Source organism: Streptomyces sp. FIT100, from assembly GCF_024584805.1.
Lineage (GTDB): Bacteria > Actinomycetota > Actinomycetes > Streptomycetales > Streptomycetaceae > Streptomyces.
Genome location: NZ_CP075715.1, coordinates 2,488,193 through 2,503,649 on the forward strand (window position 1 = coordinate 2,488,193; position 15,457 = coordinate 2,503,649).

A 15,457-nucleotide genomic window follows, 5' to 3' on the forward strand; every position below is an offset into this window, starting at 1 on the left:
GTTCCTGGGAACGCCCATGCCTTCGCGCACGCGCGCCGCGTGGCCCCTGGTCGCCGTCTTCGCCGCCGGCTACCTCGCCGCGTATCTCCTGCCGACCGTCGTCGGACGGCTCTCCGCCGGGCTCGGACTCACCCCCGCCGAAGCCGGACTCGTGGGTTCCACGCTGCTGCTCCACTCCGCCGTCGCCGGCTTCGTCCTGGCCTCGCGGGTGGACCGGTACGGGCCGCGGCGGCTGTCCCGCGCGGGTCTGCTGCTGGCCGTCGGCGGGTACGGCGCCGCGGCGCTGACGGCGTACGTGCCGCTGGTCGTGGCCGGGGTGGCGGTCGGCGGGCTCGGTTCGGGTACGGCGACCGCGGTCGCCGCGGCCGGGATCGCGGCGCAGCGGGATCCGCACCGGGCGTCGTCGCTGGGGCTGCTGGCGGTGTCGGCGACGGCGGGGGCGCTCTATCTGACCCTTCCGCGGCTCGGGGGCGGGCACGTGCTGCCGTTCGCGGCGCTGGCCGCGGCGGCGGTGGTGTGGCCGGCGACGGGGCGGCTGGACGGCGCCGGCGGTGGCGGTGTGGCCGGCCGCTCCACCGCCGTGCCGCTCGCCACCGGCGCCCGGGAGGCGCCGCTGCCGCGCCGGCGCCCGGGCGCCGTGCTCGCGGCCGCGATGTTCTGCTGGTCGATGGCGCAGAACGCCCTGTGGGGCGTCAGCGGGCGGATCGGCACCACCCAGGCCGGGCTGAGCGAGGTCACCGTCGGCGCCGTCTTCGCGGTGGGCCTGGGCGCCGGGCTCGCGGGCGTGATCGGCGCGGGTGCGCTCGGCGCGCGGCTGGGGCGGGCGGTGCCGATCGGGGCCGGCACCGTGCTGATCGGCGGCTGCATCGTGGTGAGTTCGTCGGCGCGGGGTCTGCTGGACTTCGCGGTCGGCGAGGTGCTCTGGAACGTCTTCTACCCGGTGGTCCTCTCCTATCTGATCGGCCTGGCCGCGTCGCTGGACCCGCGCGGGCGGTGGGCCGTGCTGGTGGGCTCCGCGTCGTCGCTGGGCGTGGCGTGCGGGCCGGTGACGGGGAGCCTCCTGTCGGAGTACGCGGGGTATCCGGGGATGGGCCTCGTGCTCTGCGGGCTGCTGCTGGTCGTGGCGGCGCCGATGACCGCCGTGGCCCTGCACACCTCCGGCCGCCCCCTGGTCCCGGGCGCGGTCCGCCGCCGCGGTGGCAACCCCGCGGCGGTGGTCGCGGGCGCGGCACCCTCGGGCACCCGCGTCCCGCAGATCGGCGCACCCGAGCAGCAGGTGGCGGAGATCCCGCCCCCGCTGCGCCCTCGCCGCCGCGCCGTCCGCGACCGCGCGTCGAAGGCCCTCGCCTCCTGACGCGGGGCCGCCGCGCAAGGGCCGGGGGGAGCGGCTCCGCTCAGTCGAAGGTGTAGGACTCCACCTCGGCGAGGTAGCGCTCGCGGCGGGGTTCGTCGTGGTCGAGGAAGGCCGCCTGGAAGGAGTTGCGGGCCAGGGTGCGGAGCTGGTCGTGGCTGAGGGAGAGCGCCTCGCGGACCGCGTGGAAGGTGTCGCCGACGTAGCCGCCGAAGTACGCCGGATCGTCGGAGTTCACGGTCACCAGCAGCCCGGCGTCCATCATCGCCGGCAGCGGGTGGTCCTCCAGCGTGTCCACGGCGCGCAGGCGGACGTTCGACAGCGGGCAGAGCGTGAGCGGGATCTGCCGGCGCACCAGCCGGTCCACCAGGTCCGGGTCCTCCATCGCGCGCAGGCCGTGGTCGATGCGCTCGACGCCGAGCACGTCCAGGGCCTCCGCGATGTACGCGGGCGGGCCCTCCTCGCCCGCGTGGGCGACCTTGCGCAGGCCCAGGGACTCGGCCGCGGCGTACACCTCGCGGAACTTCGCCGGCGGGTGCCCGACCTCGGCCGAGTCGAGGCCGACGCCGCTGATGTGGTGCAGATACGGCTTCGCGGCGTCGAGCGTGGCCATCGCCGACTCGGCCGACCGGTCCCGCAGGAAGCACATGATCAGCTGCGTGGAGACGCCGTGCCGCTCCTCGCCGCGGTCGAGCGCGTGCGCGAGCCCTTCGATCACGGTGCCGATGGGGACGTCCCGGGCGGTGTGCGCCTGCGGGTCGAAGAAGATCTCGGCGTGCCGTACGCCCTGCGCCGCCGCCCGCGCGAGATACGCGTCGGCGAGTTCGGTGAAGTCCTCGGCGGTGCGCAGGACCGCCATCAGTCCGTAGTACAGGTCGAGGAAGGACTGGAGGTCGCTGAAGAGGTACGCCTTGCGGAGGTCCTCGGCGTCGGCGTACGGCAGCCGGACCGCGTTGCGCTCGGCGAGGGTGAAGGCGAGTTCGGGTTCGAGGGTGCCCTCGATGTGGAGGTGCAGTTCGGCCTTGGGAAGGGGCATCGGTACTCGCTCGGGGTTCAGAGTTCGCGTTTGGGTACGGGGACCCGCACGAGGTCCTGGGCCACGGAGAGTTCGCCGTCGAAGCCGGCCCTGCGGGCCTGCCGCTCGAACTCCCCTGGTTCGCTGTAGCGCTGGGAGAAGTGGGTGAGGACGAGGTGCCGTACGCCCGCGTCGCGCGCCACCCGGGCCGCCTGCCCGGCGGTGAGGTGGCCGTGGTCGGTGGCGAGCCGGTGGTCCTCGTCGAGGAAGGTCGACTCGATGACCAGCATGTCGCAGCCGTCGGCGAGTTCGTACGCACCCTCGCACAGCCGGGTGTCCATGACGAAAGCGAAACGCTGTCCGCGCCGCACCTCGCTGACCTCGTCGAGCGTGATCCCGCCCAAGGCGCCCTCGCGCTGGATACGGCCAACGTCGGGCCCTTGGAGGCCGTGCGCGGCGAGGCGGTCGGGCAGCATGCGGCGGCCGTCGGGCTCGGTGAGGCGGTAGCCGTACGCCTCGACGGGGTGGGAGAGCCGGCGCGCTTCGAGGGTGTACGCGGGGGTGGTGGCGAGCACGCCCCCGCCGCCCGCGACGGGGGCCTCGGTGAGCGGGACCGTCTCGCGGTAGGCGGTGGCGTACCGCAGGCGGTTGAAGAAGCTCTGCCCGCTCTCCGGGTAGTGCGCGGTGACCGGGTGCGGGACCTGGTCGAGGTTGATGCGCTGGATCACCCCGGCGAGGCCGAGCGAGTGGTCGCCGTGGAAGTGCGTGACGCAGATCCGGTCGATGTCGTGCGCGGCGACGCCCGCGCGCAGCATCTGCCGCTGGGTGCCCTCGCCCGGGTCGAAGAGGATGCCCTCGCCGTCCCAGCGCAGCAGATAGCCGTTGTGGTTGCGGTGCCGGGTCGGGACCTGGCTGGCGGTGCCGAGGACGACGAGTTCGCGTACGGACATGGGGTGGTCCGGGCGGTCTAGCCGGGCGGCCAGTTGAAGCCGCGGCCCCCGAGGACGTGCAGGTGCGCGTGGAAGACGGTCTGGCCCGCGCCCGAACCGGTGTTGAAGACGACACGGAAGCCGGAGGCGTCCACCTTGTCCTCGGCCGCGACCTCGGCGGCCTCGCGCAGTATGTCGGCGACGACCATGGGCTCGGCCGCGGCCAGGCTGGCGGCGTCCGGGTAGTGCGCCTTGGGGATGACGAGCACATGGGTCGGCGCCTGCGGGTTGATGTCGCGGAAGGCGACGGTCGTCTCGGACTCCCGGACGACGGTGGCGGGCACCTCCCCCGCGACGATCTTGCAGAACAGGCAGTCGGCCTGCGGTTCTCCCGCCATGGTCCGGGCCCCTTCACGACTCACGACTCCGACGATCAGTACACGGGCATGCTATCGGGGCGTGGCGGGGCCGCCGCGTACGGCGACGTACACGGCGACGTATACGGCGACAGGGCAGGGCAGTTGACGCCCGCGGCGGACCGGGGCGGCGTCAGGACCAGCGGCCGGTGCGGCCGAGCAGCAGCGCCGCCGCCGCCGTGCCGGCGGTGGAGGTGCGCAGGACGCTCCGGCCGAGGCGGTACGGCTTGGCGCCCGCCTCCGCGAAGACCGCAAGCTCCTCCGGCGACACGCCGCCTTCGGGCCCGACCACGAGCACGAGGGTGCCGGTGGCCGGGAGCGCGGCGGTGGCGAGGGGTTCGGCGCCCTCCTCGTGCAGGACGGCCGCGAAGTCCGCTCCGGCGAGCAGCCGCGCCACCTGCCCGGTGGTGGCGGCCTCCGCGATCTCCGGGAAGCGGACGCGGCGCGACTGCTTGCCGGCCTCGCGGGCGGTGGCGCGCCATTTCGCCAGGGACTTGGCGCCGCGGTCGCCCTTCCACTGGGTGATGCAGCGGGCCGCGGCCCACGGCACGATCGCGTCGACGCCGGTCTCGGTCATGGTCTCGACGGCGAGTTCGCCGCGGTCGCCCTTGGGCAGGGCCTGGACGACGGTGATGCGGGGGGTCTCCTCCGCCTCCTCCTGCACCGAGTCCAGCTGGACGACGAGCCGGTCCTTGCCCTCGGTGTCCAGGACCACGCAGTCCGCCCAGCGTCCGGCGCCGTCGGTCAGGACGACGTCCTCTCCGGGCCGCAGCCGCTTCACGGAGACGGCGTGCCGCCCCTCGGGGCCGTCGAGCACGAACCGGCCGCCGCTGCCCGCGCGGAAGTCCTCGACGACGAAGACGGGGGCGGTCATGAGGCGCTCCGCAGGGCGAGGGCGGCGCTCGCGGCGCTCAGTTCGGCGGCGAGCACCTCGACGAGCTGGGCGGCGGGCAGGTCGCGGGCCATGCGGTGGCCCTGACCGGCCCAGAGGGCCATGCCCTGCGCGTCGCCCGCGGCGGCGGCCGCCTTGCGCAGGCCGGAGGTGAGGTGGTGGACCTCGGGGTAGGCGGCGGGGGCGTACCGCCCGTGCTCGCGCATGAAGCGGTTGACGAGTCCGCGGGCAGGGCGGCCGGAGAAGGCCCGGGTGAGCTCGGTCCTGTTGAACACGGGGTTGGTCATGGCCTGCTTGTGGAGGGCGTTCGCACCGGACTCGGGGCAGACGAGGAAGGCCGTGCCGAGCTGGGCGGAGCCGGCCCCGGCGGCGAGCACGGCGGCGATCTGGCTGCCGCGCATGATGCCGCCGGCGGCGATGACCGGCAGCTGCACGCTCTCGCGGATCTGCGGGATCAGGGTGAGCAGCCCGGCGCCCGAGACGTCGGCGGCGGGGTCGTCGCGGTGCGTGCCCTGGTGGCCGCCGGCCTCGATGCCCTGGACGCAGACGGCGTCGGCGCCGGCGTGCTGGGCGGCCTGGGCCTCGTCGGGGGTGGTGACGGTGACGACGGTGAGCGTCCCGGCGCGCTTGAGGGCGTCCAGGGTCTGCTTGGTGGGGCAGCCGAACGTGAACGACACCAGCGGGACGGGGTCGTCGCGCAGGATCGCCAGCTTGGCCTCGTAGCCGTCGTCCCGGCCTGCCTCGGGGTCGCCGAGCGGGGTGTCGTACCAGGCCGCCTCGCCCGCGAGCTGATGCCGGTACACATCGACGGCGGCCGCGTCGGCGTACTGCGGCTGCGGCATGAAGAGATTGACGCCGAAGGGGCGCGAGGTGAACCCGCGCAGCTGCTTGATCTCCTGGTACATCCCGTCGGCGGTCTTGTACCCGGCCGCCAGGAACCCCAGCCCGCCGGCCTCCGAGACGGCCCCGGCGAGCTGCGGACAGGAGGCGCCACCGGCCATGGGGGCCTGCACGATCGGGTAACGGCAGAGATCGGTCAGCGCGGAGGACATGCCCGCATGGTGCCACGTCCGGCCGCGGCGTCCGAATCCCGCCCCCGCCCGGCGCCTCGTGGAGCGCCCGTGGCGGCGGGAGCCGTGGTGGGGGGCGGTCGGGGCCTGGCCCCGGCCAGAGCCCCGGTCAGAGGAGAGGGCGGGGTGGAGCCCCGCCCTCTCGCGGCCCGTCAGCGGCCGTTGAACGCGTCCTTCAGGCGGGAGAACAGCCCCTGCTGCCCCGGCTGGAACTGGCCCGTCGGCCGCTCCTCGCCGCGCAGTTTCGCCAGCTCCCTCAGGAGCCGCTCCTGCTCCGGGTCCATCTTCGAGGGCGTCTGCACCTCGACATGGACGATGAGGTCACCGCGACCCCCGCCGCGCAGGTGGGTCACACCGCGCCCGTGCAGCGGGATCGACTGGCCGGACTGGGTGCCGGGCCGGATGTCGACCTCCTCCATGCCGTCGAGCGTCTCCAGCGGCACCTTCGTGCCGAGCGCGCCCGCCGTCATCGGGATCGTCACCGTGCAGTGCAGATCGTCGCCGCGCCGCTGGAAGACCGGGTGCGGCAGCTCGTGGATCTCGACGTACAGATCACCGGCGGGTCCGCCGCCCGGGCCGACCTCGCCCTCGCCCGCGAGCTGGATGCGGGTGCCGTTGTCGACACCGGCCGGGATCTTCACGGTCAGGGTGCGGCGCGACCGCACCCGGCCGTCGCCCGCGCACTCCGGGCACGGCGTCGGGACGACGGTCCCGAAGCCCTGGCACTGCGGGCACGGCCGGGAGGTCATGACCTGGCCCAGGAAGGACCGGGTGACCTGCGACACCTCACCGCGGCCGCGGCACATGTCACACGTCTGGGCCGACGTGCCGGGCGCGGCGCCCTCACCCGAGCAGGTCGTGCACACGACGGCCGTGTCGACCTGGAGGTCCTTCGTGGTGCCGAAGGCCGCCTCGCCGAGCTCGACCTCCAGCCGGATCATCGCGTCCTGGCCGCGGCGCGTCCGCGACCTCGGCCCGCGCTGCGAGGCCGTGCCGAAGAAGGCGTCCATGATGTCGGAGAAGTTGCCGAAGCCACCCGCCCCGAAGCCGCCCGCGCCCGCACCGGCTCCGCCGGCGGCGGACAGCGGGTCGCCGCCGAGGTCGTAGACCTGCTTCTTCTGCGGGTCCGACAGCACCTCGTAGGCCGCGTTGATCTCCTTGAAGCGCTCCTGCGTCTTCGGGTCCGGATTCACGTCCGGGTGAAGCTCCCGCGCCAGCCGCCGGAAAGCCTTCTTGATCTCGTCCTGGGACGCGTCGCGGCGCACGCCGAGCACGGCGTAGTAGTCCGTGGCCACTTACGACTCCGCCAGGATCTGTCCGACGTAACGTGCCACTGCGCGTACCGCTCCCATCGTTCCGGGGTAGTCCATGCGGGTCGGTCCGACCACGCCGAGTTTCGCGACTGCTTCGTCGCCCGAACCGTAGCCGACTGCGACGACGGACGTGGAGTTGAGGCCCTCATGGGCGTTCTCGTGCCCGATCCGTACGGTCATGCCCGAGTCCTTGGCGTTGCCGAGCAGCTTCAGCAGCACGACCTGCTCCTCCAGCGCCTCCAGCACGGGCCGGATGGTGAGGGGGAAGTCGTGCCCGAAGCGCGTGAGATTGGCCGTGCCGCCGATCATCAGGCGCTCCTCGGTCTCCTCCACGAGGGTTTCGAGGAGGGTCGAGAGCACGGTCGAGACGGTGCCCCTGTCGTCCAGGTCGAACGACTCGGGCAGGTCCTGCACCAGCTGCGGGACGTCCGTGAAGCGGCGGCCCACCACCCGGCTGTTCAGCCGGGCCCGGAGATCCGCCAGCGAGGTCTCGCCGAACGGAGCCGGGCAGTCCACGTGCCGCTGCTCTACCCGTCCCGTATCCGTGATCAGCACCAGCATCAGGCGCGCGGGCGCCAGCGCCAGCAGCTCCACGTGGCGGACGGTGGAACGGGTCAGCGACGGGTACTGGACGACGGCGACCTGCCGGGTCAGCTGCGCCAGCAGCCGCACCGTGCGGGCCACGACGTCGTCGAGGTCGACGGCGCCGTCGAGGAAGTTCTGGATCGCCCGCCGCTCGGGGGACGACAGCGGTTTGACGCCCGCCAACTTGTCCACGAACAGCCGGTATCCCTTGTCCGTCGGGATCCGGCCGGCGCTGGTGTGGGGCTGGGCGATGAACCCTTCCTCCTCCAGCACCGCCATGTCGTTGCGCACGGTGGCCGGCGAGACGCCGAGGTTGTGCCGCTCGGTGAGGGCCTTGGAGCCGACGGGCTCCTCCGTCCCGACGTAGTCCTGGACGATGGCGCGCAGCACCTCGAGTCTGCGTTCGCTGAGCATCGCGCGCACCTCCAGCTGATTCGTCGTGGTCCGGTGGGGTCCGGCCCGGTTCGGTGGTGGTTGCCTGGCACTCGCCACTGGGGAGTGCCAATCCCCCGGGCCAGTGTACGGCGGGGAGGTACACACCTAGCAAGGGCGGCCGGACAGGGTAGTGCTCCACGGCACGGCGACGACCTCGCTGGTCGCTCCCGGATCCCCGGGATAGCGTCGCCGCATGGACGTCGCTTGGGAAGACTTCGGGTGGGAGCGGCTGGCGGACGGGGTCGGCCGCTGCCGCCTGCCCGTCTGGGACGCGACGGCCGGCGTGGTCGCCGGCGACGGTTCGGTGCTCCTCTACGACACGGGCTCGACGCTCCGCGAGGGCGCCGCCCTGCGCACCCGGATCGAGTCCCTCCTGGGCGGGCGCCGTGTGACCCATATCGCGCTCAGCCACCCCCACTTCGATCATGTGCTGGGCACGGCCGCGTTCTCCGCGGTGCGGGTCTACGGGGCGGTGGGCGTCGACCAGGTGCTCGTCCGCGAGCGGGACGCGCTGCGCGACGACGCCGTCCGGCACGGCCTGGCACCCGTCGACGCCGCGCGGGCCACGGACGTGCTGGTGGCGCCGCAGCACATGGTCTCCGGCGAGTGGACCCTGGACCTCGGCGGCAGGCAGGTCCTGCTCGCGAACGTCGGCCCCGGGCACACCGGGCACGACCTCGCCCTGCTCGTGCCCGGCACGGCCACCGAGCCCGAGATCGTCTTCTGCGGCGACCTGGTGGAGGAGTCGGGCGACCCGCAGGCGGGCCCCGACGCGATCCCCTCGCGGTGGCCCGCGGCGCTGGACCGGCTGCTGGCGCTGGGCGGCGAGGACGCGGTTTACGTACCGGGGCACGGCGCGGTGGTGGACGCGGCCTTCGTACGCGCTCAACGGGATGAGCTGGCCCGGCGGTTCGGGGTGTCGTAGCGTCTGCGGAATGCGCAGCCACAGCCCTGACCTCACCCCTCCGTGGCTGCGTCCTCCGGGGGCGCCCCCCGGCCCCCGGCAACGGCCGGTCCGAGCCCGTCCGCGAGAAGGAGCCCCGTGCGCAGCTACAGCCCTGACCTCACCCCTCCGTGGAAGCGGCGCGCGGCGGTGCCCGAGGTACCCGCCGAGCCGGATCTGGTCGTGGAGGAGGTCGCGACGGGCTTCTGCGGGGCGGTGATCGGCTGCGAGGCGGGGACGGTGACGCTGGAGGACCGCTTCGGCAAGCACCGGGTGTTCCCGCTGGAGCCACGGGGCTTTCTGCTGGAGGGCAAGGTCGTCACCCTGGTGCGGCCGGCCGCCGGCGCGCCGGCGCGGCCGGTGCGTACGGCCTCCGGCTCGCTCGCCGTCCCCGGCGCCCGGGCCAGGGTCGCCCGCGCGGGCCGCATCTATGTGGAGGGCCGGCACGACGCGGAGCTGGTCGAGAGGGTGTGGGGCGACGATCTGCGCATCGAGGGGGTGGTCGTCGAGTACCTGGAGGGCGTCGACGACCTGCCCGCCGTGGTCGCGGACTTCTCTCCGGCGGCCGACGCACGCCTGGGCGTGCTCGTCGACCACCTGGTGCCGGGCTCCAAGGAGTCCCGTATCGCGGCCTCCGTCACCGACCCGCATGTGCTGGTGGTCGGCCACCCGTACATCGATGTGTGGGAGGCGGTGAAGCCGTCCTCCCTCGGCATCCCGGCGTGGCCGTCCGTGCCGCTCGGGCAGGACTGGAAGACGGGTGTGTGCCGGGCTCTCGGCTGGCCGGACAACACGGGCGCGGCCTGGCAGCACATCCTGTCCCGGGTCGGCAGCTACAGGGACCTGGAGCCGGCGCTGCTCGGGAGGGTGGAGGAGCTGATCGACTTCGTCACGGCGTAGGCGCGTCCGGCGTTCAGTCCACCAGGGCCCGGACGACGCCGTCCGCGAGGAGCCGCCCGCGCAGGGTGAGCACCGCGCGGCCAGCCTCGTACGGCCCGGGCTGCAGGAGCCCGTCGGCGAGGGCACGCCCGGACGCCTCCAGGCCCGCCGCGCGCAGCAGCGACAGCGGTACGCCTTCGCGCAGTCGCAGTTCGAGGAGGATGCGCTCGACGCGCTGGTCCTCGGCGGCGAGGACCTCCCGCCCGGCGCCCGGTGACCGTCCCTCCCCCAGGGCCGCCGCGTACGCCCCCGGATGCTTCACGTTCCACCAGCGCACGCCCCCGACGTGGCTGTGCGCGCCCGGCCCGGCTCCCCACCAGTCCGCGCCGCGCCAGTACAGCTCGTTGTGCAGGCAGCGCCCTGCCTCCGAGGTGGCCCAGTTCGAGACCTCGTACCAGGCGAAGCCCGCGCCCGACAGCACGTCCTCGGCGATCAGATACCGGTCGGCGTGCACATCGTCGTCGGTCATCGGCACCTCGCCGCGCCGGATGCGCCGTGCGAGCTGCGTGCCCTCCTCGACGATCAGCGCGTACGCGCTCACATGGTCGGGGCCGGCCGCGATCGCCGCGTCGAGCGAGGCCCGCCAGTCGTCGTCGGTCTCGCCCGGCGTGCCGTAGATCAGGTCCAGGTTCACGTGGTCGAAGCCCGCCGCGCGTGCCTCGGCGACGCATGCCTCGGGCCGTCCGGGCGTGTGTGTGCGGTCGAGCACCTTCAGCACGTGCTGCCGTGCGCTCTGCATGCCGAACGACACCCGGTTGAAGCCGCCCGCCCGCAGCTCCGCCAGATACGCGGGGTCGACGGACTCCGGGTTCGCCTCCGTGGTCACCTCGGCGTCGTCGGCGAGGCCGAACTCCTCCCGCACCGCGGCCAGCATCCGTACGAGGTCGGCGGCGGCCAGCAGCGTCGGCGTGCCGCCGCCCACGAAGATCGTGCGCACCTGCCGCGGATCGTCGCCGAGCACCTTGCGGGCGAGCCGGATCTCCTCGACGAGGGTGTCGGCGTAGTTGTCGCGGGAGGCGAGCACACCGCCGCTGCCGCGCAGCTCGGTCGCGGTGTAGGTGTTGAAGTCGCAGTAGCCGCAGCGCGTGGCGCAGTACGGGACGTGCAGATAGAACCCGAGGGGCCGCTCGCCCGCGCCCGCGAGGGCGTGCGGGGGCAGCGCCCCGTCGTGGGGCATGGGCTCACCATCAGGCAGTACGGAAGGCATACGCCCCATTGTCCGCTACCGCGGAGGTCACCTGGCCTGGAGCACCAGCAGGGCGAGGTCGTCGCCCGGCGGGGTGTCGGCGAAGGTGTGCACCGCCTGCCTTATGCGGTCGGCGACGCTCTGCGCGCTGAGCCCGGCGCACTCGGCGAAGGCCCGCGCCAGCCCGTCGCCGTCGTCGAACATGCGCTGCCCGGAGCGCCGCTCGGTGACCCCGTCGGTGACGCAGAGCAGCGTGTCGCCGGGTTCCAGTTCGAAAGTCCGACTCTCGTACGCGGCGTCGTCGACGACCCCGAGGAGCAGCTGGGAGGTGGCGGCCGGGCGGACCGTTCCGTCGGGGCGCAGCAGCAGCGGGAGCGGGTGACCGGCGCAGGCGAGGGTGCAGCGGACGCCGTGGCCGCCGGGGAGCGGCGTGAGCTCCCCGTACAGGAGGGACAGGAAGCGCGGCTGCGGCTGGTCGTACGCGGCGCTCTCGTAGGCGGCCGCGTCCCCCGCCGAACCGGCCACCATGAGCGCGGCCGCCTCTGCCGCCTCGGTGGCCTCGTCCAGGAGGAGGCCGTTCAGCCGGTCCAGGACGTCGCCGACCTGGTAGCCCTCGCGGGCGAGGAGACGCAGCCAGGGGCGGGCGAGGCCGGTGACGACGGCGGCCTCGGGGCCGCTGCCCTGGACGTCGCCGAGCATGAAGCACCAGCGACCGCCGCTGCCCGCGGGAAAGATGTCGTAGAAGTCGCCGCCCGCGAGGCCCTCGTCGCTGGGCTCGTAGACGAGCGAGCTGTCGACGCCCGGGATCTGTGCGACCTGGGCGGGCAGCAGTCCGCGCTGGAGCACCCGGCTGATGGTGGCCTGCCGGGTGTAGGCGCGGGCGGCGCCGATCGCGAGGCCCACGCGGCGGGCGAAGTCCTCGATCAGCGGGGTGGCTTCGGCGGGGACGCCGGCGCCGGGGACGCCGGGGGCGCCGTGACGTCCGAGCAGCAGCACGCCGAGGCGCCGTGCGCCGGCGGTCAGCCGGAAGGCCACGGCGCTGCCTCCCGGGCCCGCCTCGCCTTCCGCGGTCTCGGGCCATGCGACGGGGACGGTGACGGCCGTGCCGCGCACGTCGTCCGCCAATGACGGCGGATTCTTCAGCAGGGCCGTGCGCAGGCTCTCGGTGACGGACTCGTCGGCGTGCCACACCCTCGCCAGCCGGGGCGCGGGTCCCGCCTCGCCGTCCAGCCAGACGGCGCACCAGTCGGCGAGCCGGGGCACCAGGAGCTGACCGGCCAGCGCCGTGACCATGTCCTCGTCGAGCTGCCCGGCGAGCAGGTCGGACGCCTCGGCGAGGAACGACAGTGCGCCCCTGCCGGTCCAGTCGCGTTCGTCCTTGACCGCCCTGCGCGGCACCGGGGCGAGCAGTTCGGCCAGCGGCCCGCGCTGGGCCAGGCCCGCCAACCCCGCCGCTCCCGCCATCCCCGCCGCTCCCGCCCGGCTCGTCCCGCCGTTCGCGCCGGCCGGGCCTGTGGCGCCGCCGCCGTCGAGGGCGAGCCGCGCCCAGACCGTCTTGAGCCCCGGGCGGTAGGTGATCCCCCAGGACCGGGCCAGCGCGGCGACGAGATGCAGCCCGCGCCCGTACTCGGGCTCTCCCGACGCGGCGCCGGGGTCAGGCGCGTCGGCGCGCACCGCCCGCGTCGGATGGTGGTCGGACACCTCGACGACGAGCGAGGCCGGGTCGTCGTCGCCGGCCCCGTCGAGGCGTACGAGGACCTTCACGCCGGTCCCGGCGTGGACGACGGCGTTGGTGACCAGCTCGCTCACGACGAGCACGGCGTCGTCGGCGAGCCGGTCCGCCCCGCGCGTGGCCACCATCCCCAGCCGGGTCCAGTCCGCGAGCGCGCCCCGGACGAACCGCCGGGCGGCGGACGCCGCCGACGGGTTCCCGGCCAGGCTGGTGCGTGCCACGGCCCGCGCGTCGCCGCGCTGGGAGAGCAGGTGCACCGAGCGGTGAGTGGTCTCCTGCTGGATCGGAACGGACCCCACGCTTCGGCTCCTGTCCGGCTCTGGCGCGCCCGTGAACGAACTGAGGACACGGACAGAGTGACAGAAAGATTCCGCGCATAAGCGCCGAGTCATCGAAGTGCCTGGACACGGGCACACCCGGATGAGCGAATTCCGCATTGCTCCACGGCACGGAGGCGGTCGCGACATGCTCCGCGACCGCCTCCGTGCCGTGACGAGTGGCGGGCTACGCCTCGCGCGACCCCTCGTACATCGACTCGATGAGGTCCTTGTACTCGCGCTCGACGACCGGGCGCTTCAGCTTCAGACTGGGCGTCAGTTCGCCGTGCTCGATGTCCAGGTCGCGCGGCAGCAGGCGGAACTTCTTGATGGTCTGCCAGCGCTGCAGCCCCTCGTTGAGGCGCTGCACGTAGCCCGCGATGAGCTGCTCGGTCTGCGGGGCGGCGACGACCTCGGCGTACGCCTTGCCGTCCAGGCCGTTCTCCTTGGCCCAGCCGAGGATCGACGGCTCGTCGAGGGCGATGAGGGCGGTGCAGAAGTTCCGGTCGGCGCCGTGGACCAGGATGTTGGAGACGAAGGGGCAGACGGCCTTGAACTGGCCCTCGACCTCGGCCGGGGCGATGTACTTGCCGCCGGAGGTCTTGATCAGGTCCTTCTTGCGGTCGGTGATCTTCAGATAGCCGTCGGCCGACAGCTCGCCGATGTCACCGGTGTGGAACCAGCCGTCGGCCTCCAGGACCTCGGCGGTCTTCTCCGGCAGTCCGTGGTAGCCCTGCATGATGCCGGGGCCGCGCAGCAGGATCTCGCCGTCGTCGGCGATGCGCACCTCGCAGCCGGGCAGCGGCTTTCCGACGGTGCCGGTGCGGTACGCCTCGCCCGGGTTCACGAAGGAGGCGGCGCTGGACTCGGTGAGGCCGTACCCCTCCAGGATGTGGATGCCCGCACCGGCGAAGAAGAAGCCGATCTCGGGCGCGAGGGCCGCCGATCCGGAGACGGCGGCGCGCAGCCGGCCGCCGAACGCCTCGCGGAGCTTGGAGTAGACGAGCGCGTCGGCGACCTTGTGCTTGGCGGTCAGGCCGAAGGAGGCCGACGCGGTGCCGGTGCGGCGGAAGGTGTCCTGGGACTCCTTGGCGTAGGCGCGGGCGACGTCGGCGGCCCACTGGAAGATCTTGTACTTGGCGCCGCCGCCGGCCCGTGCCTTGGCGGCGACACCGTTGTAGACCTTCTCGAAGATGCGGGGGACGGCCGCCATGTAGGTCGGCTGGACGACGGGCAGATTCTCGATGATCTTGTCGACGCGGCCGTCGACCGCCGTGACGTGACCGACCTCGATCTGACCGGAGGTCAGCACCTTGCCGAAGACGTGCGCGAGCGGCAGCCAGAGGTACTGGACGTCGTCCTTGGTGACCAGGCCGGTCGCGGCGATGGCCTTGGCCATGTACGACCAGTTGTCGTGCGGCAGCCGGACGCCCTTGGGACGGCCCGTGGTACCCGAGGTGTAGATGAGGGTGGCGAGCTGCTCGGAGGTGATCGCCTCGACCCGCTCCTTGACGGCGCTCGGGTGCTTGGCGAGGTACTCGGCGCCGCGCGCCTCCAGGTCGGCGAGGGAGACCACCCAGCCCTCGGGGTCGCCCGCGGCCGGCTCGGCGGCCGCGGCGTCGATCACGACGACGTGCTTGAGCTCGGGCAGCTCGGCGCGCTTCTCGCGGGCCTTGGCGAGCTGGGCGGCGTCCTCCGCGATCAGCACGCGGCTCTCGGAGTCGGCGAGGATGAAGGCGGACTCGTCGGCGTTGGTCTGCGGGTACACCGTCGTGGTGGCCGCGCCGGCGCACAGGATGCCGAGGTCGGCGAGGATCCACTCGACGCGGGTGGCGGAGGCGAGCGCGACCCGCTCCTCGGACCGTACGCCCAGGTCGATCAGTCCGGCGGCGATGGCGTAGACGCGCTCGGCGGCCTCACCCCAGCTCAGGGACTTCCAGTCGTCGGGACCCTGTCCGGAGGCGGACGGGACCGGATAGCGGTAGGCCTCCGCGTCGGGAGTGGCCGCCACGCGCTGGACGAAGAGCGTCGCCACGGAGGGCGGTCGGTTCTCGATCTGGGTCTGTGTGTCGCTCACGACATCCTCCGGGCCTGCTGCGGCTTTGCTGCACGACTGTGCACGTCTCTGCACGCGTGGCTGTCTGCATCTGGACGAATGATTGGTTGCACGAGTGACTGACTGGCTGGACTGACTGGCTTGGAGACGGCTGGCTGAAGGCACCGGTCGCCACCGCCGCGATTGTTTAACTCGCGAGTAACCACCGAGCCTGATCAGGGTAGAGCGCCCGGCTCCGCCACGTAAGAGGCCGCGGGCTGCCGCTTCATAACGAACAG

13 protein-coding genes are annotated in these 15,457 nt (G+C 73.5%); 3 read left to right on the forward strand and 10 right to left on the reverse strand.

The features are described 5' to 3' along the window. Positions 1 to 16 precede the first annotated feature (16 nt). Positions 17 to 1,354: an MFS transporter gene (locus tag KK483_RS10880; RefSeq protein ID WP_262005028.1), complete on the forward strand. Its 1,338-nt coding sequence runs from the start codon at positions 17 to 19 to the stop codon at positions 1,352 to 1,354. 40 nt (positions 1,355 to 1,394) lie between these two features. Here the strand turns inward: KK483_RS10880 and KK483_RS10885 are convergent, their stop codons facing one another. From KK483_RS10885 to hrcA, 7 genes are all read right to left on the reverse strand, one after another. Further along, the gene (locus tag KK483_RS10885) at positions 1,395 to 2,387 is read right to left on the reverse strand and encodes an adenosine deaminase (RefSeq protein ID WP_262005029.1); all 993 of its coding nucleotides are present in this window, start codon (positions 2,385 to 2,387) and stop codon (positions 1,395 to 1,397) included. A 17-nt stretch (positions 2,388 to 2,404) separates the two neighbouring features. Further along, positions 2,405 to 3,316, reverse strand: a complete 912-nt coding sequence (locus KK483_RS10890) for a ribonuclease Z (RefSeq protein WP_262005030.1) — start codon at positions 3,314 to 3,316, stop codon at positions 2,405 to 2,407. Positions 3,317 to 3,333: 17 nt separating this feature from the next. After that, a complete protein-coding gene (locus KK483_RS10895) occupies positions 3,334 to 3,693 on the reverse strand; it encodes a histidine triad nucleotide-binding protein (protein WP_262005031.1) in 360 nt (119 codons plus the stop codon). A 151-nt stretch (positions 3,694 to 3,844) separates the two neighbouring features. Next, the gene (locus KK483_RS10900; protein WP_262005032.1) at positions 3,845 to 4,585 is read right to left on the reverse strand and encodes a 16S rRNA (uracil(1498)-N(3))-methyltransferase; all 741 of its coding nucleotides are present in this window, start codon (positions 4,583 to 4,585) and stop codon (positions 3,845 to 3,847) included. Then, positions 4,582 to 5,655: a nitronate monooxygenase gene (locus tag KK483_RS10905; protein ID WP_262005033.1), complete on the reverse strand. Its 1,074-nt coding sequence runs from the start codon at positions 5,653 to 5,655 to the stop codon at positions 4,582 to 4,584. Before KK483_RS10905 ends, KK483_RS10900 begins: the two co-directional genes overlap by 4 nt. Positions 5,656 to 5,825: 170 nt before the next feature. Further along, on the reverse strand, positions 5,826 to 6,968 hold the full coding sequence (gene dnaJ / locus KK483_RS10910) for a molecular chaperone DnaJ (protein WP_262005034.1): 1,143 nt from the start codon (positions 6,966 to 6,968) through the stop codon (positions 5,826 to 5,828). Next, complete coding sequence (gene hrcA, locus KK483_RS10915; RefSeq protein WP_262005035.1) at positions 6,969 to 7,985, reverse strand: heat-inducible transcriptional repressor HrcA; 1,017 nt, start codon at positions 7,983 to 7,985, stop codon at positions 6,969 to 6,971. Positions 7,986 to 8,199: 214 nt separating this feature from the next. Between hrcA and KK483_RS10920 the strand changes: the two genes are divergently transcribed. Together KK483_RS10920 and KK483_RS10925 are read left to right on the forward strand one after the other, a co-directional pair. Then, complete coding sequence (locus tag KK483_RS10920; RefSeq protein WP_262005036.1) at positions 8,200 to 8,931, forward strand: MBL fold metallo-hydrolase; 732 nt, start codon at positions 8,200 to 8,202, stop codon at positions 8,929 to 8,931. A 117-nt stretch (positions 8,932 to 9,048) separates the two neighbouring features. Beyond that, the gene (locus tag KK483_RS10925; RefSeq protein WP_262005037.1) at positions 9,049 to 9,849 is read left to right on the forward strand and encodes a DUF3097 domain-containing protein; all 801 of its coding nucleotides are present in this window, start codon (positions 9,049 to 9,051) and stop codon (positions 9,847 to 9,849) included. A 13-nt stretch (positions 9,850 to 9,862) separates the two neighbouring features. On the opposite strand, the gene hemW is transcribed toward KK483_RS10925, so the two are convergent. The 3 genes from hemW to KK483_RS10940 all read right to left on the reverse strand — a co-directional run bounded on the left by hemW (position 9,863) and on the right by KK483_RS10940 (position 15,200). Further along, positions 9,863 to 11,095 (reverse strand): radical SAM family heme chaperone HemW, encoded by a 1,233-nt coding sequence (hemW, locus tag KK483_RS10930; protein WP_262005038.1) that lies wholly within the window; start codon positions 11,093 to 11,095, stop codon positions 9,863 to 9,865. A gap of 27 nt (positions 11,096 to 11,122) precedes the next feature. Then, on the reverse strand, positions 11,123 to 13,105 hold the full coding sequence (locus tag KK483_RS10935; RefSeq protein WP_262005039.1) for a SpoIIE family protein phosphatase: 1,983 nt from the start codon (positions 13,103 to 13,105) through the stop codon (positions 11,123 to 11,125). Between the two features lie 205 nt (positions 13,106 to 13,310). Continuing rightward, positions 13,311 to 15,200: a long-chain fatty acid--CoA ligase gene (locus KK483_RS10940; protein ID WP_262005040.1), complete on the reverse strand. Its 1,890-nt coding sequence runs from the start codon at positions 15,198 to 15,200 to the stop codon at positions 13,311 to 13,313. Between the last annotated feature and the right edge of the window lie 257 nt (positions 15,201 to 15,457).

Excerpts from the sequence above, each read along its gene's own strand:
- KK483_RS10880 (WP_262005028.1), top strand. The coding sequence starts at position 17 with ATGCCTTCGCGCACGCGCGCCGCGTGGCCCCTGGTCGCCGTCTTCGCC.
- KK483_RS10885 (WP_262005029.1), bottom strand. The coding sequence starts at position 2,387 with ATGCCCCTTCCCAAGGCCGAACTGCACCTCCACATCGAGGGCACCCTC.
- KK483_RS10890 (WP_262005030.1), bottom strand. The coding sequence starts at position 3,316 with ATGTCCGTACGCGAACTCGTCGTCCTCGGCACCGCCAGCCAGGTCCCG.
- KK483_RS10895 (WP_262005031.1), bottom strand. The coding sequence starts at position 3,693 with ATGGCGGGAGAACCGCAGGCCGACTGCCTGTTCTGCAAGATCGTCGCG.
- KK483_RS10900 (WP_262005032.1), bottom strand. The coding sequence starts at position 4,585 with ATGACCGCCCCCGTCTTCGTCGTCGAGGACTTCCGCGCGGGCAGCGGC.
- KK483_RS10905 (WP_262005033.1), bottom strand. The coding sequence starts at position 5,655 with ATGTCCTCCGCGCTGACCGATCTCTGCCGTTACCCGATCGTGCAGGCC.
- hrcA (WP_262005035.1), bottom strand. The coding sequence starts at position 7,985 with ATGCTCAGCGAACGCAGACTCGAGGTGCTGCGCGCCATCGTCCAGGAC.
- KK483_RS10920 (WP_262005036.1), top strand. The coding sequence starts at position 8,200 with ATGGACGTCGCTTGGGAAGACTTCGGGTGGGAGCGGCTGGCGGACGGG.
- hemW (WP_262005038.1), bottom strand. The coding sequence starts at position 11,095 with ATGCCTTCCGTACTGCCTGATGGTGAGCCCATGCCCCACGACGGGGCG.